Origin of the sequence: Pseudomonas putida, from assembly GCF_025905425.1 — a bacterium.
Taxonomy (GTDB): Bacteria; Pseudomonadota; Gammaproteobacteria; order Pseudomonadales; family Pseudomonadaceae; genus Aquipseudomonas; species Aquipseudomonas putida_AF.
On sequence record NZ_CP109603.1, the window covers coordinates 52724 to 79625 of the forward strand.

Below are 26902 nucleotides of genomic sequence, written 5' to 3' on the forward strand. Positions count from 1 at the left end.
GTTTTTTTCCAGGAGAATCCGCCCATGGCCAAGGCCAAGCGCTTGTATGGCTGCACCGAGTGCGGCGCGACCTTCCCGAAATGGGCCGGCCAATGCGGTGAATGCGGGGCCTGGAACACCCTGGTCGAAACCATGATCGAGAGCGGCGGGGCAGCGGCGCCCAGCAGTGGCCGTGCCGGCTGGACCGGGCAACAGGCGCAGATCAAGACCTTGGCTGAAGTCAGTGTGGAAGAGATCCCGCGCTTCACCACCAGCAGCACCGAACTGGATCGCGTACTGGGTGGCGGGCTGGTCGATGGCTCGGTGGTGCTGATCGGGGGTGACCCTGGCATCGGCAAATCGACCATTCTTCTGCAGACCTTGTGCAATATTGCCGTGCACATGCCCGCACTGTATGTCACAGGCGAAGAGTCGCAACAGCAGGTGGCCATGCGCTCCCGCCGGTTGGGCCTGCCCCAGGACCAGCTCAAGGTGATGACCGAGACCTGTATCGAGACCATCATCGCCACGGCCCGTGTGGAAAAACCCCGGGTCATGGTGATCGACTCGATCCAGACCATTTTCACCGAACAGCTGCAATCAGCCCCCGGTGGCGTGGCCCAGGTACGTGAGAGTACGGCGCTGCTGGTGCGTTATGCCAAGCAGAGCGGCACGGCGATCTTCCTGGTCGGCCACGTCACCAAGGAGGGCTCGCTGGCTGGGCCGCGGGTGCTGGAGCACATGGTCGATACCGTGCTCTATTTCGAGGGCGAGTCCGATGGCCGCTTGCGCCTTCTGCGGGCGGTCAAGAACCGCTTTGGCGCGGTCAACGAACTGGGCGTCTTCGGCATGACCGACCGTGGCCTTAAAGAGGTCTCGAACCCTTCGGCGATCTTCCTCAACCGTACCCAGGAAGAAGTACCGGGCAGTGTGGTGATGGCCACCTGGGAGGGCACCCGGCCGATGCTGGTCGAGGTGCAGGCGCTGGTCGATGACAGCCACCTGGCCAACCCGCGCCGGGTGACCCTGGGCCTGGATCAGAACCGGCTGGCCATGTTGCTGGCGGTGCTGCACCGCCATGGCGGCATTCCTACCCACGACCAGGATGTGTTCTTGAACGTGGTGGGCGGCGTGAAGGTACTCGAAACCGCGTCGGACCTGGCTTTGTTGGCGGCGGTGATGTCCAGCTTGCGCAACCGGCCGCTGGCCCACGGCCTGCTGGTGTTCGGCGAGATTGGCCTGTCCGGTGAGGTGCGCCCGGTGCCCAGTGGCCAGGAGCGGCTGAAAGAGGCGGCCAAGCATGGCTTCAAGCGGGCCATCGTGCCCAAAGGGAATGCGCCGAAAGAGCCGCCTGCAGGGTTGCAGGTGATTGCCGTGACCCGGCTGGAGCAGGCTTTGGATGCCCTGTTCGAGTAGTCCTGCACCGGCCTCTTCGCGGGGCAAGTCGGACCGCCGCTCCCACAAGGTTCAGCAAACCTGTGATTCCGTGTGGGAGCGGGCTTGTCCCGCGAAGAGGCCGGCACAGGCAAACAAAAAGGGGAGCCGATGATGCGCATCGGCTCCCCCCGGTAACCGCTCAGTCAGCGGTCAATGCTCGGCGACTGGCGTTCGCCTGGGCGCCTCGTTGCCATGCTCGTCCAGCTCCATCATCGGCACTTCATTGCCCTCGGCATCGAACAGCTTGCCATCTTTGAAGTAGTCGCCATCGCGCAGTGCGGAGATGTCCGAATACTGGATGGTGCGCTCGTAGGCCGCCGCGAACACAGACTGCTGGTCCGAGTTGCCAGCGGTGAAGTGGTTGAAGATCAGGTTCAGCAGGATGGCCATGATCGCCGCCGAGCTGATGCCCGAGTGGAAGATGGTCTCGAACCAGTTCGGGAAGTGGTGGTAGAAGGTCGGTGCGGCAATCGGGATCATGCCAAAGCCCAGCGAGGCGGCGACGATGATCAGGTTGACGTTGTTCTTGTAGCTGACTTTGGACAGCGTACGGATACCGCTGGCTGCCACGGTGCCGAACAGCACGATGCCCGCGCCGCCCAAGACCGGGGTAGGGACCGCGGCAATCACCCGGCCCATGACGGGCAGCAAGCCGAGCACCACCAGGATCACGCCACCGGTGGCCACCACATAGCGGCTCTTGACCCCGGTCACGGCCACCAGGCCGACGTTCTGGGCGAAGGCGCTCTGGGTGAACGAGCCGAAGATCGGTGCCAGGATGCTCGACGCCATGTCGGCGCGCAGGCCATTGCCCAGGCGCTTGGAGTCGACCTTGGTTTCAATGATGTCGCCCACCGCGAGGATGTCGGCCGAGGTTTCTACCAGGGTCACCATGATCACGATGCACATCGACAGGATCGCGGCGATGTGAAATTCCGGCATGCCGAAATGGAACGGCGTGGGGAAGGCGAACATCGGGCCTTGGGTGACCTTGCTGAAATCGGTCATGCCCAGCGCCCAGGCGATCAGGGTGCCAAACACCATGGCCAGGAGAATCGACAGGCGCGAGATGGTCGCGCTGCCCAGCTTGCTCAGCAGCAGGACGATGGCGAAGGTCAGTGCCGCCAGGCCGATGTTGGCCACGCTGCCGAACTCAGGTGAAGCGCTGTTGCCGCCCATCACCCAGCGTGCGGCCACGGGCATCAGGGTCAGGCCGATGGTGGTGATGACGATGCCGGTTACCAGCGGAGGGAAGAACTTGGTGATGCGCGAGAACACCGGGGTGATCAAGAAACCGATGAACGAAGCCGCCATGACCGCGCCCAGCACACCCGGCAGGCCACCGCCGCCCTCGCTGCTGAGGATTGCGCCCATGGTTGCCACACCGGCGAACGACACGCCCTGCACCAGCGGCAACTGGCAACCGAAGAACGGCAGGCCAAGTGTCTGCAGCAAGGTGGCCAAGCCACCGGCAAACAACGACGCGGCGATCAGCATGCCGATCTCTGCACCGTTCAGGCCCGCGGCCTGCCCCAAGATCAGGGGTACCGCGACAATCCCTCCATACATGGTCAACACATGCTGCAGACCATAGGCCAGGTTGGCCCCAAGGCCGAGGTTTTCATCCTCGGGGCGCTTGGCGGGAGACGTGCTAGGGGACGTAGTCATGGAGCAGGCTCTCTGCGTTTATTGTTGTGCCGCTACTGTAGACACTTCCTACAAATGATTGCCACAACAATTGTATACAATATTTTGATTGGAGCGTGAACAAGCAGGCTCGCAAGGTGTGCTAGAGCCCAATGCAGAACGCGTACCAAGTCATCAGAGGCTGTACTAGAGGGGTGTGTACAAAGCACTGCTACCCAGGCTTAAAGCTGTCTGGGTAGACAGGAAACACGAGGTGGGGAGGATGTTAGCTAGCTAAGAGATTCCATTATTCGATGAGTTCACGCAGCTCACGCATCATTTCGGTGCTGTCGGCCAGGTTCAGCTCCACAAGACGGTGCAAATGGGTCATCGAATCGAGGTCGATATGGAGGCAGATGAAGCCCAGGCGCGAGGGTTCTTCGTGGCGCAGTTCCACTTGCATCTCGACCCGGGTATCAGCGTCCAGGTGGATGATGGCTTCGAAGTCCTGGGTCAGGTCCACTTCCCAGTTCGCCGGGCGTTCGACCAGCAAGCCTTTAAGTGACAGGTCCAGCAATGTGGCGGGCCAGCTCTGCAAGCCTTGGCGCAGTTCGGTAGGCGCGTCGAAGGCGATGCGTTGAAAACGGCGGCGTTCATCGTGATCGCTCATGGGAGGACTCTCCGGGTAACAACCTGACTATAGTGAGTATGGTAGGTACATCAGGTACTGCAATCTGGCCGCAGAGGCTCTAGATCTAAGCAAGTGTGGCAATGCGCGATGACTGGCCCTAGACTCGATGGGCGGTCTTTTCCAATCCACCAGCTGGAAGCAAACCATGAACAACAATAATAGCCTGCTACGCCACATTCCGTGGCTGGCGCTGGCAGTCATCGGCGCCTGCGCGCTGGGTGTGGTTGCCCTGCGTCGCGGTGAGGCGGTCAACGCCTTGTGGATCGTGGTCGCGGCAGTGGCCCTCTACCTGGTCGCCTACCGCTACTACAGCCTGTTCATCGCCACCAAGGTGATGCAACTCGACCCTCGCCGGGCCACGCCGGCGGTGCTCAACAACGATGGCCTGGACTACGTTCCGACCAACAAACACATCCTGTTCGGCCACCACTTCGCCGCCATTGCCGGCGCCGGCCCGCTGGTCGGCCCGGTACTCGCTGCGCAGATGGGCTACCTGCCCGGCACGCTCTGGCTGATCGCCGGCGTGGTGCTGGCTGGCGCGGTGCAGGACTTCATGGTCCTGTTCATGTCCACCCGCCGCAACGGTCGCTCGCTGGGCGACATGGTGCGTGAGGAAATGGGCCGCATCCCTGGCACCATCGCCTTGTTTGGCTGCTTCCTGATCATGATCATCATCCTCGCGGTGCTGGCGCTGATCGTGGTCAAGGCCCTGGCCGAGAGCCCGTGGGGCATGTTCACGGTGATGGCGACCATCCCGATCGCGATGTTCATGGGCATCTACATGCGCTACATCCGCCCGGGCCGCATCGGCGAAATCTCGGTGGTCGGCGTGGTGCTGCTGCTGGCCTCGATCTGGCTGGGCGGCGTGATCGCAGCCGACCCGGTCTGGGGCCCTGCGTTCACCTTCACCGGCGTGCAGATCACCTGGATGCTGGTGGGTTATGGCTTCGTCGCTGCCGTACTGCCGGTATGGCTGGTACTGGCACCGCGTGACTACCTGTCGACCTTCCTCAAGATCGGCACCATCGTGGGCCTGGCCATCGGCATCCTGATCATCGCGCCTGAGCTGAAAATGCCGGCCCTGACCCAGTTCACCGACGGTACCGGCCCGGTCTGGAAGGGCACCCTGTTCCCGTTCCTGTTCATCACCATCGCGTGCGGTGCGGTATCGGGCTTCCATGCGCTGATCTCCTCGGGCACCACGCCCAAGCTGCTGGACAACGAAACCAACGCCCGTTACATCGGCTACGGCGGCATGCTGATGGAGTCGTTCGTCGCCATCATGGCCATGGTCGCCGCCTCGGTGATCGAGCCAGGCGTGTACTTCGCCATGAACAGCCCGGCCGCCGTGGTCGGCGCCGACGTGGCATCGGTGGCGCAGACGGTCAGCAGCTGGGGCTTCCTGATCACGCCTGAGCAGCTCGAAGCCGTCGCCCGCGACATCGGTGAGCACACCATCCTGGCCCGCGCCGGTGGTGCGCCCACCTTGGCGGTAGGTATCGCGCAGATCCTTCACCAGGTGTTGCCGGGTGAAAACACCATGGCCTTCTGGTACCACTTCGCGATCCTGTTCGAAGCCCTGTTCATCCTGACGGCCGTGGACGCCGGTACCCGTGCCGGTCGCTTCATGCTGCAGGACCTGCTGGGCAGCTTCGTGCCAGCGCTCAAACGCACCGAATCGTGGGGCGCCAACCTGCTCGCCACCGCCGGTTGCGTGGCGCTCTGGGGCTACCTGCTGTACCAGGGCGTTATCGACCCGCTGGGTGGCATCAACACCTTGTGGCCGCTGTTCGGTATCTCCAACCAGATGCTGGCCGGTATCGCCTTGATGCTTGGCACCGTGGTCCTGATCAAGATGAAGCGTCAGCGCTACATCTGGGTGACCCTGCTGCCGGCTGTCTGGCTGCTGATCTGCACCACCGCTGCGGGCCTGATCAAGCTGTTCGACCCGAACCCGGCCGTGGGCTTCCTGGCCCTGGCCAAGAAGTACAGCACCGCCCTGGACGCCGGCCAGGTACTGGCCCCGGCCAAGGACATCGGCCAGATGCAGCACGTGATCTTCAACGCCTACACCAACGCGGGCCTGACGATTCTGTTCCTGCTGGTGGTGTTCAGCATCCTGTTCTTCGCCATCAAGGTCGGCTACGCCGCCCTCGGCCGCAAGGAGCGCACCGACAAGGAAACCCCGTTCCAGGCGCTGCCTGACGCGTAAACGAGAGGACTGCAGCTATGTTCAACGACCTGGGTCGACTGGGTAAGTACCTGGGGCAGGCAGCCCGCCTGATGGTCGGCATGCCCGACTACGACAACTATGTCGAACACATGCAGAACAAGCACCCGGACAAACCGGTGATGAGCTACGAGGCGTTCTTCCGCGAACGCCAGGAAGCGCGTTACGGTGGCAAGTCCGGGCCCAAGTGCTGTTGAGCCTGCACCACCTGTGAACCTGTGGGAGCCCGGGCAACCGGGCTCCCACATTCATTTTCAGCTTCAGGAGCTTTACGCGTGCAAACGCCTATTCCCGTTACCGTACTGACCGGCTTTCTGGGTGCCGGCAAGACCACCTTGCTCAAGCACATGCTCAAGGCCGAGCACGGCCTGAAGATCGCCGTGATCGAGAACGAGTTCAGCGAGGCCGCTATCGACAGCCAGCTGCTGGGCGACGAGCCGGTGCAGGTCATGACCCTGGCCAACGGCTGCGTGTGCTGCAGCATCCATGGCGACCTCACCCGTGCCCTGTACCTCTTGCTGGAACGCCTGGACGCTGGCGAGATCGCCTTCGACCGCCTGGTGATCGAGTGCACCGGCCTTGCCGACCCTGCGCCTGTGGCACAGACCTTCTTCATCGACGAGGACCTGCGTGATCGCTACATCCTCGACGGCATCATCACCCTGGTCGATGCGGCGCACGCCGAGCTGCACCTGACCCAGGCCATCGCCCAGGCCCAGGTTGGTTTTGCCGACCGCCTGTTGCTGAGCAAGACCGACCTGGTCGAACCTGCTGCGGTGGATGCCCTGCGAGAGCGCCTGTCGCGCATCAATGGCCGTGCCGCCGTGCGTGTGGTCGAGCATGGGCGCATCGACCTGGCCGAGCTGCTCGATGTGCGCGGTTTCAACCTCAATACCGACCTGGGCGCCAGCCTCAAGCCGGCCCTGCGCCCGGTGCTCAAACCGGCCACCCCGGACCGCATCTCCACCCTGGTGCTGCGCACCGACACCCCGCTGGACATCGACCGCCTCAGCGACTTCATGAATGAACTGCTGGAAACCCACGGCAAGCAACTGCTGCGTTACAAGGGCGTGCTGAACATCGCCGGGGAAGACCGTCGCCTGGTGTTTCAGGGCGTGCTCAAGCTCTACGGTTTTGACTGGGATGCCGAGTGGGCAGAAGGCGAGGCACGCGAAAGCGTGATGGTGTTCATCGCCGATGAACTGCCCGAGGCTACGATTCGGGCTGGGTTCGAGGCTTTGAGCACGCCTTGAGCCGCTGGGGTGCCTGGGCCGCGAACCAGGCCGGCCATGAACTGCGGTGGCGGGTTTGTACTTCGATGCACGGGATCAGGCGCTCTGTCAGCACGGCAGTCTGCCGCACGGCCTTGGCGGTGCGGTATTTGACGCTGTGGATGCACTCGCGGTCGCCAAATTCGCAGCGGTTCAGCGAGGTGCCGCCGCAGGGGCCGTTGGCCAGGCCCTTGGGGCAGGTTTCTGGGCAGATGTAGAGGGTGTCTTCGAGGCGGCAGCGGCCGCAGGTGTCGCAGCCCACCAACGGGCGTTTCACCGCACGTTCCACCCTGTGCAGTACGCGCGCACCGGTGGACGTTGCCCACAGCGGTTGGCGGACGGCCCAGCCGAATGCCTTGCTCAACCCGTTGTTGCGGCTGAACAGCAGGGCATGGAAGGCGTGCAGCAGGTGGTAGCGTGCCTTCTCTTTGTGCGACGCGTTGACCTTCGACTCGCCCTGACGCCAGCTCGCAGCCGGCGGATGGAAGACCACCGCTGGCAAGCCTGGCACCTGCCAGCTGGCTGCCCAGGCCGGCGCCCACTGGTCCAGCGTGTGGATCAGCGCTTGCCAGTGTTCGATGCGTTGCTCCAGGGCAAGCAGTTGCTTGAGCTCGTGAATGCCCGACAGGTGCACCCCGGCGTAACCCATCAACTTCACACCGATCACCTGCAGGGCCAAGCGGTCGACGCTGCGCGCCTGGGCGTGAGCCTTGGACACGGCGGCCTCCGCTTCGAGCATGTCGCGCATGGACGGTGTGACGGTCACACCGGCCACATGATTGAGCATGGCGGCGCGCCCATGGGTAAGGCTCATCAGGCAGGCCAGCAAGGGTTTAGGGGTGGGCTGACGGTTCATCCACGCCTGGGCTTCCTGATGCTTGCTGGCATCGAAGCCCAGTTGCAAGGTCAGAAAATCGGCACCTGCTGCGAGTTTTTTCTCGGCCTTGAAGTACTGCGCCCCGCCTTCTTCCTCGCAGTATTTAAACGGATTGAGCGCCGCGCCCAGCAGCCAATGCGGGCAGGCCTGGCGGGCGATCTGCAGGGCGGCCACCGACTCCAGGTAGCGCACCGGCCGCTGCCCGGGTTGGTGGCCGGGCAGGCGGTCGCCGGTGAGCAGCAGTAGTTGGTGCAACCCAGCGGCGTCCATGCGTTGCAGTTGAGCGAGCAAGTGGTGGCGTTCGCGATCCTTGCCAGAAAAGTGCGGCAGGGCAGGCACGGGCGAGCTGAAGCTGGCGAGGGCGTCTAAGGGCGACAGGTCCAGCGGGCTGCCGACGCGATCACCGATGGCCACGGTCATCGGCCAGCCGCACAGGTGCGCGCGGGCCATGATCGCTTCCATGGCGGCGAAGCGTTGCGCCGAAGGCTTGGGGACGAACTCCATGACGCAGACGAAGGTCTTTTCGTGCAGCGCCGTTTTCAGCAGGTTCATGGATCGGGCACCGAATTGGGGCAGGGTGGCATTGTGCGGTAAAGGGGCGATAGGGTCATGTCCAGATGCGTAGGGCGCTGCTCTGAACAAGACATCCTCATGCTCCTACAAAGGGCATCTAAACATGAGTAAACTTTGATTTCATCTCAAATTAAATGAGTTTGTCTCAAGCGTGCGTTGCCCCGAAAATCCCCTCATTCACTTATGCATTCTGAGGGACAAGACATGGCGCTGGCACACAACCTGGGCTTTCCACACATTGGCCGCGATCGCGAACTGAAAAAAGCCCAGGAAGCGTTCTGCAAGGGTGAACTCGACGAAACCGGGCTGCGTGCTGTAGGCCGCCAGCTGCGCGAAACCCACTGGCAAGTGCAGAAGGACGCCGGCATCGACCTGCTCCCCGTGGGCGACTTCGCCTGGTACGACCAGGTGCTCACCCATTCGCTGACCTTCGGCGTTGTCCCCGAGCACTTTCGCAGCCACGACGGCGCCAAGCCAACCCTGCAAACCCTCTTCGCCATGGCGCGTGGCACCGTGGCGACAGGCCACAGCGACGGCGGTGCCCATGCCCAGGAAATGACCCAGTGGTTCGACACCCACCATCACTACCTGGTACCCGAATTCAGCGCCGACCAGCAGTTCGCCCTGAGCTGGGAGCAGCTGTTCGAAGAGGTTGAAGAAGCCAAGGCCCTGGGCCATGCGGTCAAACCTGTGGTGATCGGCCCGCTGACCTACCTGTGGCTGGGCAAGGCCAAAGGCGCCGACTTCGACAAGCTGGAACTGCTTGATCGGCTGCTGCCGCTGTACGACGAAATCTTCAATCGCCTGGCTGCACAAGGCGTTGAATGGGTGCAGATCGACGAGCCGATCCTGGTGCTGGACCTGCCACAGGACTGGAAAAGCGCCTTTGAGCGCGTTTACAACATCCTGCAACGTGCGCCGTTGAAGAAGCTGATCGCCACCTACTTTGGTGGCCTGGATGAAAACCTGGGCCTGGCAGCAAACCTGCCGGTCGATGGTCTGCACTTCGATCTGGTGCGTGCACCAGAGCAGTACCCGACCGTCCTCGACCGCTTGCCGGCCTACAAGATCGTCTCGTTGGGCCTGGTCAACGGAAGTAACGCCAAGGCCTGCGACTTGGAAAAGGCCGTTGCCGTCCTGCAGCACGCCGCCGACCGCCTGGGCGAGCGCCTGTGGGTCGCGCCGTCCTGCTCGCTGCTGCACGGCTCGGATGACCTGGCCCGTGAAGGCCAACTCGACGGCGAGCGGAACGGTGGGTTGGCCTTCGCCGTGCAGAAGTGCCAGCAAGTGGCCGGGCTGGCCAACGCCGTCAATGCGCCAGAGGCTGCAGACCTTGCAGCGGCCTAACGCATCCCTGCCGAGCGGTTGAACAGGGTCGCCGCTGCCCGCACATTGTGCGCCACGGTTAGACCAGGTGCTTATAATGCCGGCTCTAAACGTGATCGACAGGGAGTGATGCGATGAGAGTTTTGGTAGTCGGCGCCAGCAAGGGGCTGGGCAAGGCCTTCATGGAAGGGCTGGGCAAGCCGGGCGATACGCTGATCGGCGTATCCCGCTCGCGCCCCGAAGGGGTGTCGGTCGGCAAGGGTGTCGAGGTGCAGTGGATCGCGGCCGACCTCGGCCAACCGGCTGCCGCCGTCGAGGCCGTTGCCCAGGCGCTGGCCGGGGGTGGCGTCGATACCCTCATCTACAACCTCGGGCTGTGGGAAGCCGAGGCGTTTGCAGAGCACTACCGCTTTCTGGCCGACCACGATGCAGCGCTGCAACGCATGGTCGATTGCAACATCACGGCAACCATCCTGTTGATCAAGCGCTTGCTGCCGATGCTGCTGGAAAGCGAGAAGCCGCGGATCATTCTTACCGGTTCTACTTCAGGCTTGCCGCAGAGCGGGCGCCCTGAAGTGACCTTTGCTGCGTCCAAGTTTGCCCTGCGCGGGATTGCCGAGGCCTTGCGTGAGGGGTATCGCGAGCAGCGCCTTGGGGTGACGTGCCTTAATCTGGGCTACCTGAACACTGAGGATGGCCTGGATGTGCCGGTGGCCGAGGCTGCGGCGCGGGGTGAGGGAGGGCTGATTCCGCTGCACGATGTGGTGCTGATGGTGCGCACCATGCTGGAGCTGTCGGCGGCAAGTTATGTGCGCGAGCTGACCTTGCCGGCGATTGCTGATGAGCGGTTCTGAGTAAACCAGGGCCGGCCTCTCGCGGGGCAAGCCCGCTCCCACAGGACCTGCGCCGAAGTCGAGGCAGCGCGGATCCTGTGGGAGCGGGCTTGCCCCGCGAAGAGGCCGGCCCTGCCTTCATCATTTATTGATCAACGCTCGATCGCCAACGCCACACCCTGCCCGCCGCCAATGCACAACGTGGCCAGCCCTTTCTTGGCATCCCGCTTGATCATCTCGTGCAACAAGGTCACCAGCACCCGGCACCCCGATGCGCCAATCGGGTGGCCCAGGGCAATCGCCCCGCCATTCACGTTAACCCGCGCCGCATCCCATTCCAGGGCCTTGCCCACCGCCAGTGCCTGTGCGGCAAAGGCTTCGTTGGCTTCGATCAGGTCCAGGTCCGCCAGCTGCCAGCCAGCTTTGTCCAGGCAGTGCTGGGTGGCCGAAACCGGGCCGATGCCCATGATCGCCGGGTCTACGCCAGCACTGGCATAGGCCGCGATCTTCGCCAGCACCGGCAAACCCAGGGCCTTGGCCTTGGCGGCGCTCATCAGCAGCACGGCGGCGGCGCCGTCATTGAGGCTGGACGCATTGCCAGCGGTGACGCTGCCGTCCTTCTTGAACGCTGCACGCAGTTTGCCCAGGGACTCGGCAGTGGTGTCCGGGCGGGGCTGTTCGTCGCGCTCGAAAACCTTGGGCTCGCCCTTTTTCTGCGGCATCACGATCGGGGTGATCTCGTCCTTGAATCGGCCGGCCTCGATCGCGGCCACGGCCTTGCGCTGGGACTCGGCGGCGAAGGCGTCCTGCTGCTCACGGCTGAGGCCGTACTGCTCCACCAGGTTCTCGGCGGTAATGCCCATGTGGTAGTCGTTGAAGGCATCCCACAGGCCGTCGGTAATCATGCTGTCGATCAGTTGGCCGTGGCCCATGCGCTGGCCCGTGCGCGCCGAAGGCATGACGTAGGGGGCCAGGCTCATGTTCTCCTGGCCGCCGGCGATCACCACCTCGGCGTCGCCGCAACGGATGGCCTGGGCCGCCAGGTGCAAGGCCTTGAGGCCCGAACCGCAGACTTTGTTGAGCGTCAGCGCGGGTACGCTGTAAGGCAGGCCAGCCTTGATCGCGGCCTGGCGGGCCGGGTTCTGGCCGGCGCCGGCGGTGAGCACCTGGCCGAGGATGACCTCGTCGACCAGGGCCGGGTCCAGTTGGGTCTGTTCCAGCAGGCGCTTGATCACGGCGGCGCCGAGGTCGACGGCAGGTACTGTTGCCAGGGCGCCCTGGAAGCTGCCGATGGCGGTACGGGTTGCGGCGACGATGACCACGTCGTTCATGTTGTTGTTCTCCGTGCAAGGGTGAGCGCCGCGAGGGCAGGATGCCGTCAGCATCGGTGGGTTTGGTTCATTTGTTAAGTTTGTTTTTCTTTTGGATTGATTCGGAAAACAAATGAATGGCAATGGCGCGGCTCGCCGCAGGCAAGCTGCTGCCCTTGGGTCTAAGCTGGATGTCGTGCTGTTTCACTCAATGCAATGGAGCTCATGGCCATGCGCATCTTGATCGTGCTTACCCTTCTGATCGGCAGCAGCACAGCATTCGCCGCCACCCAATGCACCACCGCAGACAAAAGCACCTGGCAAGACCAGGACAAGTTCCAGGCCCAGCTCAAGGAACAGGGCTACAAGATCAACAAGTTCAAGGTCACCAAAGGCAACTGCTACGAAATCTATGGGTTCGACAAGGATGGCCGCAAGATCGAGATCTACCATGACCCGGTCAGCGGCAAGGCAGTCAAGACCGAGTATCACGATTGAAGGTCAATGCCACGGTGCAGCTGTGGGACCCGCTCCTGCGGCTGTGCCACTTGTCATTGGCCACGGTCTTCTTCGCGGATTATTTTTTCAATGAAGAGGGCGACGACTGGCACCAGTGGCTGGGCTACTACGGGCTGGCGTGCGTGTTGTTGCGCCTGGTCTGGGGCTTCGTTGGGCCGCAAAGTGCGCGCTGGGCCGATTTTTGGCCCACCCCGGCACGCTTGGCCGCCCACACCCGGACGCTGTTGCGCGGCCAGCCTTACCATCGCCTGGGGCATTCGCCGATTGGCGCCCTGGTGATGCTGCTGATGCTGACCGGGATCGCTGGCCTGGGCCTGACCGGTTGGGCAGCGCAGGAGGTCGATGCCCTGTGGGGCGCCGACTGGCCGATGACCCTGCACAGCTTCCTGGCCGATGCAGTACTGGCGTTGGTCTGTGTGCACGTACTGGCGGCCATCGCCGAGAGCCTGCGCCTGCGCGAAAACCTGCCGCTGTCGATGCTTACCGGACGGCGTCGATTACCGGACGATCAGTAAACGCCTGTTGCTGATGCGCGCGCCTACACGGCCGGGCACTGGTGGGTCACGCAATGGATGCCACCACCTCCTGCGGCGATGGCGTCGATGTCCAGCTGCACGATAGCGCGGCCAGGGTAGAGCGCCGCCAGCAGCGCCCGCGCTTTCTCGTCGGCCTGGGTATCGCCAAACTGTGGCGCGATGATCGCGCCGTTGATCACGAAGTAGTTGATATAGCCTGCGGCAAAATCCGGGTTGCCCTTGCTGAACCTGTTGCGCCTGCCGCGCAGGGGCGGCGACACCAGATGGATCTGCAGGCGACGGCCCTCGGCATCCGTGGCGTGCTTGAGAATCTCCAGGTGCTTGCGGGTCACGGCATGGTCGTAAGACTTAGGGTCGTTGTCCAGGTTGGCGATCACCACGCCTGGTCGCACGAAACGCGCATAAAAATCCACATGCCCATCGGTGATGTCCTCACCCGCGATGCCCGGCAACCAGATGATCTTGCTCAACCCCAGGCGCGCCTTGAGTTCGGCCTCAACCTCGGCTTTGCTCCAGCCGGGGTTGCGGTTGGCGTTTATCCAACTGCTCTCGGTCATGATGCCAGTGCCATGACCATCGACCTCGATGGCGCCACCTTCACCCACCAGTTCACTGCGCTGGTAGTGAGCGTTGGCCAGTGTGGCGACGCGTTTGGCCAAAAGGGCGTCGCTGCGGTGGCGCTGCTTGTTGCCCCAGCCATTGAAGTTGAAATCGACCGCGCCCAGGGCGCCGTCATCGTCAACGACGAAGTTGGCGCCGATGTCGCGCATCCAAATGTCGTCCAGCTCGCAGGTCACGAAGTGGGTGTTGGGGCTGGCGCAGTGTTGCTTGGCCAGCGCCTGTTCACTGGCGCGGCAGAACACGGTCACCGGCTGGTAGCGCGCGATGGCCTGGGCGATGCGGCCCAAGGCGGCCTGCACATCGGTGGTGAAATCTTCCCAGATCGCCGGCTGGGCACCGAAGGCGATGAAAGCGCGTTGTTGCGGTTCGCCTTCATCAGGCATGAACCAGCGCTCCGGGTCATCGGCACGGGCCAGGCTCAGGGGCAGGCCGAGGCCGGCACCGAGCCCGGCGGCCAGCGACAATTGCAGAAAGGTTCTTCGGTTTGGCATGGCACCACGTGGCATGGTTCAGTCCTGTGCTGTCTTGAAGCGTGTCCACACCCGCATGCGCGCGCGCATGTCGGCCTGGGGGATGTCCCGGCCCGGGATCAGCCGGGCATAGGTGGCTTCGTCGAGGTAGATGTTTGGGTTGTCGCGCATGCGTGGATCGACTGCCTGGCGTGCCTTGGCACTGGCCGTGGGGTAGCCGGTGAAGGTGCTGATGGCGGCCATGTTCGCCGGGCGCATGACGAAGTTGATGAAACGATAGGCGTATTCGGGGTGTTTGGCGTCGGCGGGGATGGCCATGGTGTCCATCCATACCGTGGTGCCCTGACGCGGTACGCGGTATTGGAAGTCGATCGCCTTGCCTGCGGCATCGGCCGTGCGCTGCGCCTGGATCACGTCGCCGCTGTAGCCCAGTGACAGGCACAGGTTCTCGTTGACCAGTTCGGTCACCGGTTGCGACTGGAACTTGCGCACATAGGGGCGGATGGCCTTGAGCACGTCGCTGGCGGCGGCCAGGTCTTCGCGTTTGGCACTGCGAGGCTCACGGCCGAGGTAGTTGAGGACCACGGCCAGTACTTCGTCTGGCGAGTCGATGATCGAGATGCCGCAGTCGGCGAACTTGGCGGCAAGCGCGGGTTTAAGCAGCAGGTCGAGGTTGTCCAGCGGCGCGTCCGGCATGCGCTGGCGGACCTTGTCGGCATTGACCGTCAGGCCGATGGTGCCCCAGGTGTAGGGCACGGTTGCCTGGCTGGCCTTGGGGTAGCGGGCGTGCAGCTTGCGCAGGCCTGGCTCGATGTCATCCAGGGCCTCCAGGCGGCTGTGGTCCAGTGGCTGCAGGCTGCCGGCGCGCATCAGCCGCTCGGCCACGGTGTCGCCGGGGAACACCAGGTCATAGCCGCTGCGCCCGGACATGAGCTTGGCTTCGAGTACTTCGCTGCCGTCCATGACGTCGTAGATCACCTGGATGCCCGTTTCGGCAGTGAATTGCTTGAGGGTGTCCTCGGCGAAATAGTCGGCCCAGTTGTACAGGCGCAGGGTCGGTTGTTCGGCCTGGGCCTGGCTGGCGCAGAGCGCCAGGGCAAGTGCAGCCAGAGTTGGCAGCTTCATCTTCAGGCCCTCGCGGTAGTGGGGTGAGTGCCGTCCAGGGTCAGCAGCGGCGCGTACATGTCCGGGCGGCGGTCGCGGTAGATGCCCCAGGTCAGCCGGTCTTCGCGCATGCGCCCAAGGTCCAGGTCGTGCAGCCAGATGCCGCTGCTGTTGCGGTCGGCTTCGGCAAGCAATGCACCTTTGTGGTCGCAGATGAACGACGAGCCATAGAAACGCATGGCCAGGGTTTCATCGCTTTGTGCCACCTCCCGGCCCACACGGTTGGCCGCCACGACTGGCAACAGATTGGCGGCGGCATGGCCGCGCATGGCGATTTGCCAATGGTCGCGCGAATCCAGTTCGGCGGCGCCGGGCTCAGAGCCGATGGCGGTGGGGAACAGCAGCACCTCGGCGCCCATCAGTGCCAGGCAACGCGCGGTTTCGGGGAACCACTGGTCCCAGCAGATGCCGATGCCCAGGCGGCCGAACGCGGTGTCCCAGACCTTGAAGCCGGTGTCACCGGGGCTGAAGTACTCCTTCTCCTGATAGCCGATGGCGTTGGGGATATGGGTCTTGCGGTACACCCCGAGCAGGCGCCCGTCGGCGTCGGCCACGGTCAGCGAGTTGAAGAAGGCGTTGCCGGCCCGTTCGTACCAGCTCAACGGCAACACCACGCCCAGCTCACCGGCCAGCGCGGCGAAGCGCTGCAGGATAGGGCTGCTCGGGTAGGGCTCGGCCAATGGCAGATGCCGGTGGTCCTGTTCGATGCAGAAGTACGGTGTGGCGAACAGCTCCTGCAGCAGAATCACCTGGGCGCCTTGGGCGGCCGCCTGGCGCACCAGCTGTTCGGCGCGGTCTAGGTTGGCCGGCAGGTCCCAGGTGCAGGGCATCTGGGTGGTGGCGATGCGCAGCGGGCTCATGGGCGCACCTCGGGTTGCTGTTGGGTAATGCAGTGGATGCCGCCGCCGCCGTGGGCGATGTGGTCGATGCGCACCGGCACGATCTCGCGGCCGGGGAAGGCATGGGCCAGCTGTGCGGCGGCGTCCTGATCGGCGGCGATGCCGTAGGCCGGCATGATGATCGCGCCGTTGGCGATGTAGAAGTTGGTGTAGGACGCACAGAACACCTCTGCGTCTTGATCGACCGCGGCACTGGCCTCGTAAAGATCCAGCAGTTCGAACGTGCGCCCATGCGCGTCGGTGGCGAGCGCCAGGGCGCGGCGGTTTTCCCGGGCTACTTCGGCATAGACCGAGCCTTGGTCGTGGGTGGCATCGACCAGCAGTACGCCGGGCCGAGCGAAGGCGCACACGCCGTCCACGTGGCCGTCAGTCATGTCACCGGTGACGTACTGCGGGTCGCCGGGCAGCCAGATGGTCTTGCTGATGCCCAGATAGCGGGCAAAGCAGGCTTCGAACTCGGCCTTGCTGATGCCTGGGTTGCGGTTGGGGTTGAGCAGCACCGACTCGGTAGTGATCAGGGTACCTTCGCCGTCCACGTGGATCGCGCCGCCTTCGTTGCACAGCGCGGTGCTGAAGCCATCGAGCCCCAGGTGATCGAGCACGCGTCGGCCCAGGCTGCGGTCCAGCCCGTGCTGCGACTTGTTGCCCCAGGCGTTGAAGCGCCAGCTCAGGCCGGCCAGGCCGTGCTGTGGATGGCAGATGAAGCTTGGGCCGCTGTCACGGCACCAGCTGTCGTCGACCGCCAGCTCGATCAGTTCGATGTTGGCGCCGCAAAGGGCGCGGGCGCTGTGCATGGCAGAAGGATCGACCACCATTTTCACAGGTTCGAAGCGGGCGATGGCGGCGGCCACACGGGCGTAATCTTGCTGCACATCGGCCAGGCGTACGTGCCAGCCGCTTTCCCACAGCGCTTGGTTGTGCGGCCAGATCATCCAGGTGGCAGCGTGGCGGGCCCATTCGGCAGGCATGCGCCAGCCGCTGTCGAGGGACAGGTCCATAGAGAACTCCGATCTATTAAGGATTTTTATCAACGAAGCCCGCCGTCGCGGGTGTTGGTACTCATGCTATGGCTATGAACGTTCAGCGACAAACGATAGATTTAGCGCACACCTGATTAGCAAGGCTTATCGATCATGCTCAAACACTGGCCACCCCTCAATGCCCTCAGAGGCTTCGAGGCCGCTGCCCGGCTTGGCAGTTTCCACAAGGCTGCCGAGGCGCTGAACCTCACCCAGTCGGCCATCAGCCAGCAGATCCGCAGCCTGGAAACCTATCTGGAACAGCCGCTGTTCCATCGCGCGGGTCGCAGCGTGAGCCTGACCGATGCCGGGCATGATCTGCTCAGCACCACCCAGTCGTTGCTGCAGCACCTGGCAGTGGGGATTCGCCGGCTGGAGCAATACCGCAAGCCCAACCAACTGGTGGTCAACACCAGCCCGGCCTTTGCCCGGCACTGGCTATTGCCGCGCCTGGCCGACTTCCATCAGCGCTGCCCAGAAGTCGACCTGTGGCTGTTCACCAGTTTCGACGTGCCGGACATGGCCAGTGAGACGATCGACCTGGCCATCCGTGACGACCTGAGCGCCCAGGCCGAATGCAGCTTCACCGTGCTGTACCAGGACACGTTGTACCCGGCCTGCCACCCTTCATTGGCCGCGTCGGCTACACGGACCACCTTGCACGGTGAGCGGGAAATGGACTGGAGCCATTGGCAGCTCGAAGGCGGCGAGGATGTCGGGCAGCAGGGCAAGGGGCTTAATTTCTCTGACCCTGGGTTGCTGCTGGATGCAGCCAGTGAAGGGCTGGGTATCGCGCTGGTCAGCCAGTTGCTGGCCCGGCGGGCGGTGCAGGAGGGGCGCTTGCAGGCGCTTTCGCCACAACGGGTACGCGGGCCGGCGTGGGCCTGCCTGGTGCATCGCGACAGCCAGGATGATCCCTTGGCGCAGCGGTTTTTGCAGTGGCTGCAAGGCCAACTGACTGAGCAAGCGCTGTTTTGAATCCCCTCAAACACCCCGTAATATGTGTCGGATAACCTGCGGGGGTAGTCTCACCCTCTGATCAATCGGAATCGCCCTTGGCGGCGCTTCCCTGGCATAAACCTGACGAGGTACAGACATTGGCCATCATTCATCCTAAGGTCCGCGGTTTCATCTGCACCACGACCCACCCGAAGGGCTGCGAGCTCAACGTCCGTGACCAGATCGAAGCCACCCGCAAGCTGGGCGTGCGCGAGGATGGCCCGAAGAAGGTCCTGGTGATCGGTGCTTCCAGCGGCTACGGCCTGGCGGCGCGCATTACCGCAGCGTTCGGCTTCAAGGCCGACACCCTGGGCGTGTTCTTCGAAAAACCAGGTACCGAGACCAAGGCCGGTACCGCGGGCTGGTACAACTCCGCCGCCTTCGACAAGTTCGCCAAGGCCGAGGGCCTGTACAGCAAGTCGATCAACGGTGACGCCTTCTCCGACGAGGCCCGTGCCAAGGTCATCGAGCTGATCAAGAACGAAATGGGCGGCAAGGTCGATCTGGTCATCTACTCCCTGGCCTCCCCAGTGCGCAAGCTGCCGCAGACCGGTGAAGTGATCCGCTCGGCGCTCAAGCCGATCGGCCAGCCGTACAAGTCGACCGCCATCGACACCAACAAGGACACCATCATCGAGGCCAGCATCGAGCCGGCTACCGAGCAGGAAATCGCTGACACCGTCACCGTCATGGGTGGCCAGGACTGGCAGCTGTGGATCGACGCCCTGGCCGGTGCCGACGTGCTGGCCGAAGGCGCCCGCACCGTTGCCTTCAGCTACATCGGCAGCGACATCACCTGGCCGATCTACTGGCACGGTGCGCTGGGCCAGGCCAAGCAGGACCTGGACGAAACCGCACTGCGCCTGGACCAGAAACTCGCCGGTGAAGTCAAAGGCGGCGCCAACGTGGCCGTGCTCAAGTCGGTGGTCACCCAGGCCAGCTCGGCCATTCCAGTAATGCCGCTGTACCTGTCGATGGTCTTCAAGATCATGCAGGAGAAGGGCGTGCACGAAGGTACCCAGGACCAATTGGACCGCATGTACCGTGATCGCCTGTACCGCGCCGATGGCGCCGCAGCTGCGGTCGACGAGAAAGGCCGCCTGCGCCTGGACGACTGGGAGCTGCGTGACGATGTACAGGACGCCTGCAAGGCGTTGTGGCCGACAGTCACCACCGAGAACCTGTTCGAGCTGACCGACTACGCCGGTTACAAGAAGCAGTTCCTCAACCTGTTCGGGTTCGAGCGCGCTGACGTCAACTACGACGAAGACGTGGCCACCGATGTGAAGTTCGACTGCATCGAGCTGTAAGCAAGGCTGAACAATGAGGGGGCTGTACCGGCCTCTTCGCGGGGCAAGCCCGCTCCCACAAGTATTTCACCGCTGTTAAAGGCAGAGGGGTACCTGTGGGAGCGGGCTTGCCCCGCGAAGAGGCCGGTACAGCCCCCGATTTTTTTGCTAGCGTTGGCGCACAACAACAGGAAGCGCGCCATGAGCAGCCTCACCCAACCGGCCACGCCCTTTCGCCAGACCGCAGCCGACGGCTACAGCCTCGGTGGCTTCTGCTGGCGCCACGCCCAGGCCAACCCCCAGCGCCCGCTGGTGATCATCAACGCCGCCACTTCGGTGCGTTGCCGCTATTACGCCCGCTTTGCCGACTACCTGTTCGCCCAAGGCTGCGACGTGCTGACCTACGATTACCGAGGCATTGGCGAATCACGGCCGGCTTCATTGCGCGGTTTCCAGGCGTCCTGGAGCGACTGGGGGCGGTTGGATTTCGAAGCCATGCTGGCCCACGCCGCACAGGCGTTCCCCGGCCAGCCCATCGATGTTGTGGGGCATAGCTTCGGCGGTTGCGCGGTGGGGTTGGCGCCGTCCGCCGGGCAGGTCAGGCGGGTCGTGATGGTGGGCGCGCAGTTCGCCTACTGGCGCGATTACGCGGCCGATCAGCGCTGGCGGCTGTTCGGCAAATGGCATGTGGTGATGCCCTTGCTGACCCGCGCTTTCGGCTACTTCCCCGGCAAGCGCCTGGGCTGGATGGAAGACACCCCGGCGGGGGTGGTGCATGACTGGACCACCCGTACGCCACGCTATGAGCACCGGCCAAGTGGGCGCCTGTTGGAGAGGGTGCCGTTTGCACATGTCCAGGCCGCGACGCTGGCAATCAGCTTGACCGATGACCCGTTTGGCACCGTGGCGGCTACAGAGCGCTTGCTAGGGTATCTGCAAGGTACTGAACGTCAGCATCTGCGGATTGCACCTGTGGATATCTCGGTCGAGGAAATTGGCCATTTCGCGTTTTTCCATGACCGCTTCCGCGAGCGCTTGTGGCCGATTGCGTTGGAGTGGTTGCAGCGTGGCGGATTGTTGGCCGACAGGCCGGGGCAGATCATCAGCTGATGTTGCCTGCCCGGCCCGGCATTCTCAGGCGTTGCGCGAAAGCGGCTGGGCGGTGAATTTCACACCCGCCAGGCCATGCTTGATCAGCGCACGGATATTGCCATGGTCACTGCCCTCAGGCGTGGCCACGACATCGCGGTAATGCTCACCGAAAGCCAGCAGCGCCTCCTGGTCGCTCAGGCCTTCCAGCAAAGCCAGGCCCAGGGTCTTGCACGAGCCTTCGTTCTGCCCGGCGGCGTTTTCCACGCCGCCGTTGTTGAAGGCCTGTGGCTGATAGCTGTAGCGGGCGGCGATGAAAGCCAAGGTGTCGGCAAAGACGTGTTCGCCGCTGGCCAGGCTGGCGCGCAGGGTGTTCAGATCAGTCACGAGGTTTTCCTTTTTCGAACGCCGCTTGTTGTTCGGCGCTGGCTTCTTTCTGGTATTGGGCTTTCCACTCGGCATAGGGCATGCCGTACACCGCTTCGCGGGCATCATCCAGGCTGACGTCGACCTGGCGCTCGTCGGCAGCGGCCTTGTACCACTTGGACAGGCAGTTGCGGCAGAAGCCGGACAGGTTCATCAGGTCGATGTTCTGCACGTCGGTGCGCTTTTGCAGGTGTTCGACCAGGCGCCGGAACGCGGCGGCTTCGAGTTCGAGCTGTTGTTGCGGGGTCATGGGCTTCTCTCAGGTCATGCGATTTTTCAGGTGGCGGCCACCGTTGATGACCACCTGGCTGCCGGTACTGTACTGGCTTTCGAGCAGGTATTTGACCGTCTCGATCAGCGGGCCGGCGCCGGGTTCGAATTCCAGCAGGGCCTTTTTCAGGGTTTGCTGGCGGTAGGCTTCGTCACCCCCTTCTTTGAGGATCAGCAGCCCAGGCAGGATACCGTTGACGTGCACCTTGGGCGCATATTTTTCGGCGAACGACAGCACCATGTTCTGCAACGCGGCCTTGGTGGCGGCGTAGCCGATGTGGCTCTTGCTGCCCCGCGAAGAGGTTTCGTCGCAAATGTGAATGATGTCGGCCTTGCCCACGCTGCCTGCCTTGCCCAGCATCTCGCCCAGGGCCAGGTTGAGGTGGTAGGGCGCTTCGACGTGCAGGCGGAACATGGTGTCCAGGTTGGCCAGGCCATCGTCCAGCCACAGGGAGGCGTTGTGGATGATCGCGCGCAAGCCGTCGTAGTTGCCTTGCAGGTAGTCGATCAGCGCCTGGCGGTCGGCGGCCTGGCAGAGGTCGGCCTGGAACTGCACGATGTTGGGGTGTGCGGACTGCGGCTGAAGGCTGCGGCTGGCACTGACCACCGTATGGCCGGCCTGTGCCAGTTCGAGGGCAAGGGCCAGCCCGACGCGCTGGCTGGCTCCGGTAACGAGAATTGGGCTGTTCATGTTCGGGGCGGTCAACTTGTCTGTCCTTTCGTTGCCGCCCAGCATACCCGAACTGTTTCCCTCTTGTAGACCAGCCCTCAGCGGCTGCGCAGCGCCGCAGCGCTGGGCGGGGCAGCGTGTAGCCAGCCCGCCAGCAGGCGCGTGGAGAGGGGGATGAACAGGTAGACCATCACCGGTGTCAGGGCCAGGGTACTGAGCATTACCCGTGGCACCAGGTCCAGGCCTGCCAGCCAATGGCCGAACAACAGGTTGAACAGCAACGAGACGGGGAAAAAGGCCAACCAGATGGCCACTGCCTGCTTCCAGCGCGGCGGTTTTTGCACTGTATTGGTGCCAAACCAGTCATCGATGCCGTTTACACGCGCTTCTTTGGGGCGTTCGAACAGCCCGTTGCCGCGCTGCAGCCAGGCCTTGCGCGACGCGGAATGCTCCCAGGCGTGCAGGGTAGGTTCGTCGCTGAAGCGAAAGATAATCTGGAATTCATCGCTATCGCGGGGCGGTGCGAGGATGCCCGAACCGAGGTAGCCGGGGAAGTCGGTGGCCAGTTGCTCGCCTTCATGGAGCCAGGCCAGCAGGTCCTGGTAGCGGCCATGAGCGGCGCGGCGCGACACCATCAAGGTGACGGGTGGGGTAGACATCGTGTATCTCCTGGGGACGGGGCTGGCGGGTAGCCGGCCCCTTGGCTTGTGTCGCCCGGGGTGGTGGGCGACACAAGCGTGCTTGCAAGAATCGGGCGCGAATTATCGCGATACTGCGACCTTCTGCAAGACCAAGGTGGCAAACGGTTGCTAACATGCAACCTATGCCGTTCGTAGTAACATGCGCGCTCAACTTCGGCACACAGGGTACTCAGTGCAGATGAACAAACAGGGACGTACCTTGGAAGTCGATGCGGGCCTGGAACACCAAGAACTGTTCCCGATTCGTGAAGTCTCCCGCCTTACGGGCGTGAACCCGGTAACCTTGCGCGCCTGGGAGCGCCGCTACGGCCTCATCCAGCCCACTCGCACCGACAGTGGCCATCGCCTGTACTCCCTGGCCGATATCGACGAGATCCGCAGCATCCTCGGCTGGCTGGAACGCGGTGTGGCGGTGAGTAAGGTGGCCAGCATTCTTGCCCGTTGCCAGACGCAGGCGCAGGAGAGCGGCGATGCGGTGGACACACGGCTGAGATTGCAGCAGCAGATTCTTGAGGCGGTACAACGCTTTGATGGTGCGGGGCTGAACCGTTTGTTCGATCAGGTGTTCGCGGGCCATACCCTGGATGAGGTGTTCGGGGACATCTTCATGCCGGTGTGGCACGACCTGGCAGCAGGCCAGGGGGGCTATGGCCAGAGAGCCTTCGGACAGGCCAGTGAGTGGCTGTTTTTCGATCAGTTCTTGCGCAGCCGCGTCTTCGTGCGTTTGCAGCTATCGCGCCTGCCGCGTAACCGCAATGTTGTGCTGGCGCCGTTTTCAGGCCCGTGTCACGAGTTGGAGCTGTTGGTCACAGCTTTGTTGCTGGGCAGCGACGAAGTGGGGGTGAGCCTATTGGCGCCAGGGCAGCCACTGCCAGAGCTGCCGCTGATTTGCGAGCGTCTCAGGCCCGATGCCTTGGTACTGTTCTCCAACCATGCGCCGACCGCAGAGTTGAACAAGCGCCTGGAACGCTTGGCGGTCGGCCTGGAGTGCCCGTTGTTGCTAGCCGGAGAAGTCGCTGAGCTTGCCCAGGACAGCCTGGCAGGCAGCCCGGTGGCGTGCCTGGGTGCGCAGGGCAGCGTGATGCGCCAGCGTCTGAGGCAGTTTTTGGCCGGTCAGCTCGATACCTGACTGTGCAGCTCCGGGTGCGCCTGGCGATGGGCTTGAAGGATATAGTCGCGCAGGCGCTCGATTTCTTCGACCGGGCTGCGGCTTAAATCGTAGGCCGCCAGCTCCGGGCCAATGCGCCGACGCAGCACGCCGTGCAACTCGATAGGCGCAATGCCAGCAGGTGCGAAGCGCAATTCGAAGCGTGCAGGGGCTTGTGCCAGGTCGCGAATCTCCAGCAGTACACCCTTGAACGAAATATCGCGGACCCACAGGCCGCTGGGCTGCTCATGGGCATCGAGCAATACGCTTGGCTGGTCCATGGACAAACGCCACGGGCGCAGCATCGGGCCGTCTTCGTAGATTTCCGGTGAGCCCAGTTGCAAGTGCAGGGCATGAAACTCGTCTTCCACCAGTTGCAGCGGGAAGCTGATCTGCTGGTTGTTGAACTGTGCCTGCAAGGTCACCTGCTCGTTGGCCACCAGGCGGGTGAGCAAGGTCTGGATCCGGCGGTCGCCATTAACCAGCAGGCTGGACATTGAGTCCGCCAGGTTCAACTGTGGCGAATGCTGCATGTTCTGTATGAAATCCAGCTCGTCCTGGGTCAGGAGCGCATCTGCTTGCATGATCGAACTCGGAGGTGGCGATTTCTTCAACGGAATTGACCGTGCGTGGCGCGCTTGGTTCAGGAGCGTAGATCGGATTTCTGACGAGCGTACATTTCAGCCAGTTCCCGTTCCAGTTCGACCTGGCGGCTGACGTCCTTCTGAATACCGATGAAGTAGGTGCGCTGCTCGGCGTCGTTCCTCACCGGCGTGATCGACAACTCGTTCCAGAAGGCGCTGCCGTCCTTGCGGTAGTTGCGCAGCACCTCTCGGCATGGCCGGCCTTCGGCCAAGGCTTTGCGAATGCGCGCGCGGCCAAGCTGGTCACGGTCGGTGGCCTGCAGGAAGCGGCAATCCTGGTAGAGGATCTCGTCACGGGTGTAGCCGGTCAGGCGTTCGAAGGCGGCGTTCACGTAGATCAGGATGGTGTCCTCGCCTTCCTGTTCGGCGACCACGATCCCGTCGTTGGACGCATCGACCATCGATTGCAGCAGTTGCGCGTTGATCATGTTCGGGCCATTGGGCGAAGAGAAGGGGGCTGGGACTTTGGTAGAGGCGGCCTTTTGCCAGCGCTGGATGCTAGTATCCTACGTTTTCACTCAGTTTCGGAATCCTCTTCCCGATGAAAGTCGCCATTATTTCCGGGTCGGTGTATGGCACCGCCGAAGAAGTCGCCCGTCATGCCGAATCGTTGCTCAAGGCTGCGGGCTTTGAGGCCTGGCATGCTGCGCGTGCCACCCTGCAGGACTTGGAAGGTTTTGCACCGCAGGCGTTGCTGGCGGTGACGTCGACCACCGGCATGGGCGAGCTGCCCGACAACCTCATGCCGCTGTACAGCACGATCCGCGACACCTTGCCTGCCGCCTGGCGTGGCTTGCCGGGCGCGGTGATCGCGTTGGGCGACGCCAGTTATGGCGATACGTATTGCGGCGGCGGCGAGCAGATGCGCGAACTGTTCGCTGAACTGGGGGTACGTGAAGTGCAGCCGATGCTGCGCCTGGATGCCAGCGAGACGGTGACCCCGGAGACGGATGCCGAACCGTGGTTGGCGGAATTTGCGGCGGTTCTGAAAGGCTGAATCTCAAATAACAGCCGATAACTCATGGCATTAGCAGGGTCTCATTGTGGGAGCGGGCTTGCCCGCGAAGAGGGCGACGCGGTGTATGGTACCGGCTGCTCTGACCGTTCGTGCCACTGACTCGCAAGGTCATCAAGCTGGCTGGCAACGCAAGTTCCAGCCCATGGGCTGCTGACTAGACTCAGCCTCGACATAGAGAGCACATGTAAGTGCCGAGGTGACATGCAATGACCGCAGCCTTGCCCTATTCCCTCAACACAACCTCACCGGGACCGATCTGATGCTTTTGGCCGAGATTCCATTGTGCGTCTGGCGTACCCGGGGTCAGAGTTTCACTTTCCGGGGCCAGAGCATCCGCTACTGGACCGCAGGGCAAGGAGAGCCCCTGCTTTTGTTACATGGCTTCCCCACCGCCAGTTGGGACTGGCACTACCTGTGGACGCCCCTGGCTCAGCGTTTCCGGTTGATAGCCTGCGACATGCTGGGCTTTGGCGATTCGGCCAAGCCGGTCAATCATGCCTACAGCCTGATGGAGCAGGCCGACCTGCAGCAAACCTTGCTCGCCCATCTCAAAGTCAACCAGCCGGTGCACCTGATGGCCCATGACTATGGCGGCAGTGTGGCGCAAGAGCTGTTGGCGCGGCACCACGAACAGCGCGCAACCATCGCCAGTTGCGTGTTCCTCAACAGCGGGCTGTTCCCTGAGAGCTGCCGCATGTTGCTGATCCAGAAGCTGCTGCTCAGCCGCCTGGGCTGGCTGGTGGGGCGCTCGTTCGGGCGGGACGACCTGGTGCGCAACGTGACCCAGGTGTATGGCCCCTGCACCCACCCCAGTGAAAGTGCGCTGGACGATTGCTGGAGCCTGATCGCCGCCAACCGGGGCACGCGCATATTGCACAAGCTGGCCGGCTACTGGCCGGAGCGCAATGTGCATCGCGAGCGCTGGGTAGGTGCGTTGCAACGCGAAGGGGTGCCCTTGCGCTTCATCAATGGCGTGGTCGACCCGGTTTCCGGAGCGCCCATGGTCGAGCGCTACCGGCAACTGGTGCCGGACCCTGATACGGTGCAGTTGCAGGGGATCGGCCATTACCCACACATCGAAGCGCCGGTGCAGGTGCTGCGCCATTATTTGGCCTTTCGTGAGCAACCGCTGAGTTGTTTGCAGTGCTTGGCTTGAGTTTTGTAGGGCCTTTGAGACCGAGCGCCGCCCGCGCGGCGCTCGATCTCAAGGGCGCAGAAACGCTACCGTCATACCCCTGGCGCCCTCACGCGATCCCCCGACAAGCCCC

At 63.3% G+C, this 26902-nt stretch carries 27 protein-coding genes and 1 pseudogene; 14 read left to right on the forward strand and 14 right to left on the reverse strand.

The features are described from left to right. Positions 1–24: 24 nt before the first annotated feature. Positions 25–1395 (forward strand): DNA repair protein RadA, encoded by a 1371-nt coding sequence (radA, locus tag OGV19_RS00245; protein ID WP_264311592.1) that lies wholly within the window; start codon positions 25–27, stop codon positions 1393–1395. Positions 1396–1566: 171 nt separating this feature from the next. Here the strand turns inward: radA and OGV19_RS00250 are convergent, their stop codons facing one another. Together OGV19_RS00250 and OGV19_RS00255 are read right to left on the reverse strand one after the other, a co-directional pair. Then, the gene (locus tag OGV19_RS00250) at positions 1567–3084 is read right to left on the reverse strand and encodes a nucleobase:cation symporter-2 family protein (RefSeq protein WP_264311593.1); all 1518 of its coding nucleotides are present in this window, start codon (positions 3082–3084) and stop codon (positions 1567–1569) included. A 265-nt stretch (positions 3085–3349) separates the two neighbouring features. Further along, entirely contained in the window at positions 3350–3712 is a 363-nt protein-coding gene (locus OGV19_RS00255) for a PilZ domain-containing protein (RefSeq protein WP_264311594.1), read from the reverse strand. Between the two features lie 166 nt (positions 3713–3878). Here OGV19_RS00255 and OGV19_RS00260 point away from each other — a divergent pair, with 166 nt between their 5' ends. From OGV19_RS00260 to yjiA, 3 genes are all read left to right on the forward strand, one after another. Continuing rightward, complete coding sequence (locus tag OGV19_RS00260) at positions 3879–5945, forward strand: carbon starvation CstA family protein (RefSeq protein WP_264311595.1); 2067 nt, start codon at positions 3879–3881, stop codon at positions 5943–5945. A gap of 17 nt (positions 5946–5962) precedes the next feature. Continuing rightward, complete coding sequence (locus OGV19_RS00265; RefSeq protein WP_027595234.1) at positions 5963–6160, forward strand: YbdD/YjiX family protein; 198 nt, start codon at positions 5963–5965, stop codon at positions 6158–6160. 78 nt (positions 6161–6238) lie between these two features. Continuing rightward, the gene (gene yjiA / locus OGV19_RS00270; protein ID WP_264311596.1) at positions 6239–7216 is read left to right on the forward strand and encodes a GTPase; all 978 of its coding nucleotides are present in this window, start codon (positions 6239–6241) and stop codon (positions 7214–7216) included. Here yjiA and OGV19_RS00275 read toward each other — a convergent pair. Then, the gene (locus tag OGV19_RS00275) at positions 7176–8663 is read right to left on the reverse strand and encodes a methylenetetrahydrofolate reductase C-terminal domain-containing protein (RefSeq protein WP_264311597.1); all 1488 of its coding nucleotides are present in this window, start codon (positions 8661–8663) and stop codon (positions 7176–7178) included. The two genes, yjiA and OGV19_RS00275, sit on opposite strands and share 41 nt — an antisense overlap. Before the next feature lie 225 nt (positions 8664–8888). Between OGV19_RS00275 and OGV19_RS00280 the strand changes: the two are divergent. Then, positions 8889–10028 (forward strand): annotated as a pseudogene (locus tag OGV19_RS00280) (5-methyltetrahydropteroyltriglutamate--homocysteine S-methyltransferase); the annotation flags it as partial. Between the two features lie 116 nt (positions 10029–10144). After that, the gene (locus OGV19_RS00285; RefSeq protein WP_264311598.1) at positions 10145–10864 is read left to right on the forward strand and encodes an SDR family NAD(P)-dependent oxidoreductase; all 720 of its coding nucleotides are present in this window, start codon (positions 10145–10147) and stop codon (positions 10862–10864) included. 131 nt (positions 10865–10995) lie between these two features. Here the strand turns inward: OGV19_RS00285 and OGV19_RS00290 are convergent, their stop codons facing one another. Further along, on the reverse strand, positions 10996–12174 hold the full coding sequence (locus tag OGV19_RS00290) for an acetyl-CoA C-acetyltransferase (RefSeq protein WP_264311599.1): 1179 nt from the start codon (positions 12172–12174) through the stop codon (positions 10996–10998). Positions 12175–12384: 210 nt separating this feature from the next. Between OGV19_RS00290 and OGV19_RS00295 the strand changes: the two genes are divergently transcribed. Then, positions 12385–12651: a PepSY domain-containing protein gene (locus tag OGV19_RS00295; protein ID WP_264311600.1), complete on the forward strand. Its 267-nt coding sequence runs from the start codon at positions 12385–12387 to the stop codon at positions 12649–12651. After that, a complete protein-coding gene (locus OGV19_RS00300; RefSeq protein WP_264311601.1) occupies positions 12648–13187 on the forward strand; it encodes a cytochrome b/b6 domain-containing protein in 540 nt (179 codons plus the stop codon). Before OGV19_RS00295 ends, OGV19_RS00300 begins: the two co-directional genes overlap by 4 nt. 23 nt (positions 13188–13210) lie before the next feature. On the opposite strand, the gene OGV19_RS00305 is transcribed toward OGV19_RS00300, so the two are convergent. The 4 genes from OGV19_RS00305 to OGV19_RS00320 are packed head-to-tail and all read right to left on the reverse strand — an operon-like array spanning position 13211 to position 17360. Further along, positions 13211–14320 carry an agmatine deiminase family protein gene (locus tag OGV19_RS00305; RefSeq protein WP_264313865.1) on the reverse strand — a complete coding sequence of 370 codons (1110 nt, stop codon included), beginning with the start codon at positions 14318–14320 and terminating at the stop codon, positions 13211–13213. Between the two features lie 18 nt (positions 14321–14338). Beyond that, complete coding sequence (locus OGV19_RS00310) at positions 14339–15424, reverse strand: extracellular solute-binding protein (protein WP_264311602.1); 1086 nt, start codon at positions 15422–15424, stop codon at positions 14339–14341. Between the two features lie 2 nt (positions 15425–15426). Then, positions 15427–16323, reverse strand: a complete 897-nt coding sequence (aguB, locus tag OGV19_RS00315) for an N-carbamoylputrescine amidase (protein ID WP_264311603.1) — start codon at positions 16321–16323, stop codon at positions 15427–15429. Then, the gene (locus OGV19_RS00320; RefSeq protein WP_264311604.1) at positions 16320–17360 is read right to left on the reverse strand and encodes an agmatine deiminase family protein; all 1041 of its coding nucleotides are present in this window, start codon (positions 17358–17360) and stop codon (positions 16320–16322) included. The genes aguB and OGV19_RS00320 overlap by 4 nt, the downstream gene beginning before the upstream one ends. A 135-nt stretch (positions 17361–17495) precedes the next feature. On the opposite strand from OGV19_RS00320, the gene OGV19_RS00325 reads away from it, so the two are divergent. The 3 genes from OGV19_RS00325 (at position 17496) to OGV19_RS00335 (ending at position 20779) form a co-directional block, all read left to right on the forward strand. Then, positions 17496–18359 carry a LysR substrate-binding domain-containing protein gene (locus OGV19_RS00325; RefSeq protein ID WP_264311605.1) on the forward strand — a complete coding sequence of 288 codons (864 nt, stop codon included), beginning with the start codon at positions 17496–17498 and terminating at the stop codon, positions 18357–18359. A gap of 119 nt (positions 18360–18478) precedes the next feature. After that, positions 18479–19690: an enoyl-ACP reductase FabV gene (gene fabV, locus OGV19_RS00330; RefSeq protein WP_264311606.1), complete on the forward strand. Its 1212-nt coding sequence runs from the start codon at positions 18479–18481 to the stop codon at positions 19688–19690. 180 nt (positions 19691–19870) lie between these two features. Then, positions 19871–20779, forward strand: coding sequence for an alpha/beta hydrolase family protein (locus tag OGV19_RS00335; protein WP_264311607.1), 909 nt, complete (start codon positions 19871–19873; stop codon positions 20777–20779). A gap of 24 nt (positions 20780–20803) precedes the next feature. Here the strand turns inward: OGV19_RS00335 and OGV19_RS00340 are convergent, their stop codons facing one another. From OGV19_RS00340 to OGV19_RS00355, 4 genes are read right to left on the reverse strand one after another with little or no spacing between them, the layout of a single operon-like run. Further along, the gene (locus OGV19_RS00340) at positions 20804–21145 is read right to left on the reverse strand and encodes a HopJ type III effector protein (protein ID WP_264311608.1); all 342 of its coding nucleotides are present in this window, start codon (positions 21143–21145) and stop codon (positions 20804–20806) included. Then, the gene (locus tag OGV19_RS00345; protein ID WP_264311609.1) at positions 21138–21434 is read right to left on the reverse strand and encodes a DUF1244 domain-containing protein; all 297 of its coding nucleotides are present in this window, start codon (positions 21432–21434) and stop codon (positions 21138–21140) included. Before OGV19_RS00345 ends, OGV19_RS00340 begins: the two co-directional genes overlap by 8 nt. Positions 21435–21443: 9 nt before the next feature. Continuing rightward, positions 21444–22190: a dihydromonapterin reductase gene (gene folM, locus OGV19_RS00350; protein ID WP_264311610.1), complete on the reverse strand. Its 747-nt coding sequence runs from the start codon at positions 22188–22190 to the stop codon at positions 21444–21446. 32 nt (positions 22191–22222) lie between these two features. Further along, complete coding sequence (locus tag OGV19_RS00355; protein WP_264311611.1) at positions 22223–22783, reverse strand: putative antibiotic biosynthesis monooxygenase; 561 nt, start codon at positions 22781–22783, stop codon at positions 22223–22225. Positions 22784–23003: 220 nt separating this feature from the next. Here OGV19_RS00355 and OGV19_RS00360 point away from each other — a divergent pair, with 220 nt between their 5' ends. Beyond that, complete coding sequence (locus OGV19_RS00360) at positions 23004–23954, forward strand: MerR family transcriptional regulator (RefSeq protein ID WP_264311612.1); 951 nt, start codon at positions 23004–23006, stop codon at positions 23952–23954. Here OGV19_RS00360 and OGV19_RS00365 read toward each other — a convergent pair. Both OGV19_RS00365 and OGV19_RS00370 read right to left on the reverse strand, forming a co-directional pair. After that, a complete protein-coding gene (locus OGV19_RS00365) occupies positions 23939–24556 on the reverse strand; it encodes a hypothetical protein (protein ID WP_264311613.1) in 618 nt (205 codons plus the stop codon). The two genes, OGV19_RS00360 and OGV19_RS00365, sit on opposite strands and share 16 nt — an antisense overlap. Before the next feature lie 59 nt (positions 24557–24615). Next, the gene (locus tag OGV19_RS00370) at positions 24616–25044 is read right to left on the reverse strand and encodes a PAS domain S-box protein (RefSeq protein ID WP_264311614.1); all 429 of its coding nucleotides are present in this window, start codon (positions 25042–25044) and stop codon (positions 24616–24618) included. Positions 25045–25157: 113 nt separating this feature from the next. Between OGV19_RS00370 and OGV19_RS00375 the strand changes: the two genes are divergently transcribed. Together OGV19_RS00375 and OGV19_RS00380 are read left to right on the forward strand one after the other, a co-directional pair. Beyond that, positions 25158–25613: a flavodoxin gene (locus OGV19_RS00375; RefSeq protein ID WP_264311615.1), complete on the forward strand. Its 456-nt coding sequence runs from the start codon at positions 25158–25160 to the stop codon at positions 25611–25613. A gap of 280 nt (positions 25614–25893) precedes the next feature. Next, positions 25894–26790 carry an alpha/beta fold hydrolase gene (locus OGV19_RS00380; RefSeq protein WP_264311616.1) on the forward strand — a complete coding sequence of 299 codons (897 nt, stop codon included), beginning with the start codon at positions 25894–25896 and terminating at the stop codon, positions 26788–26790. Positions 26791–26902: the final 112 nt, after the last annotated feature.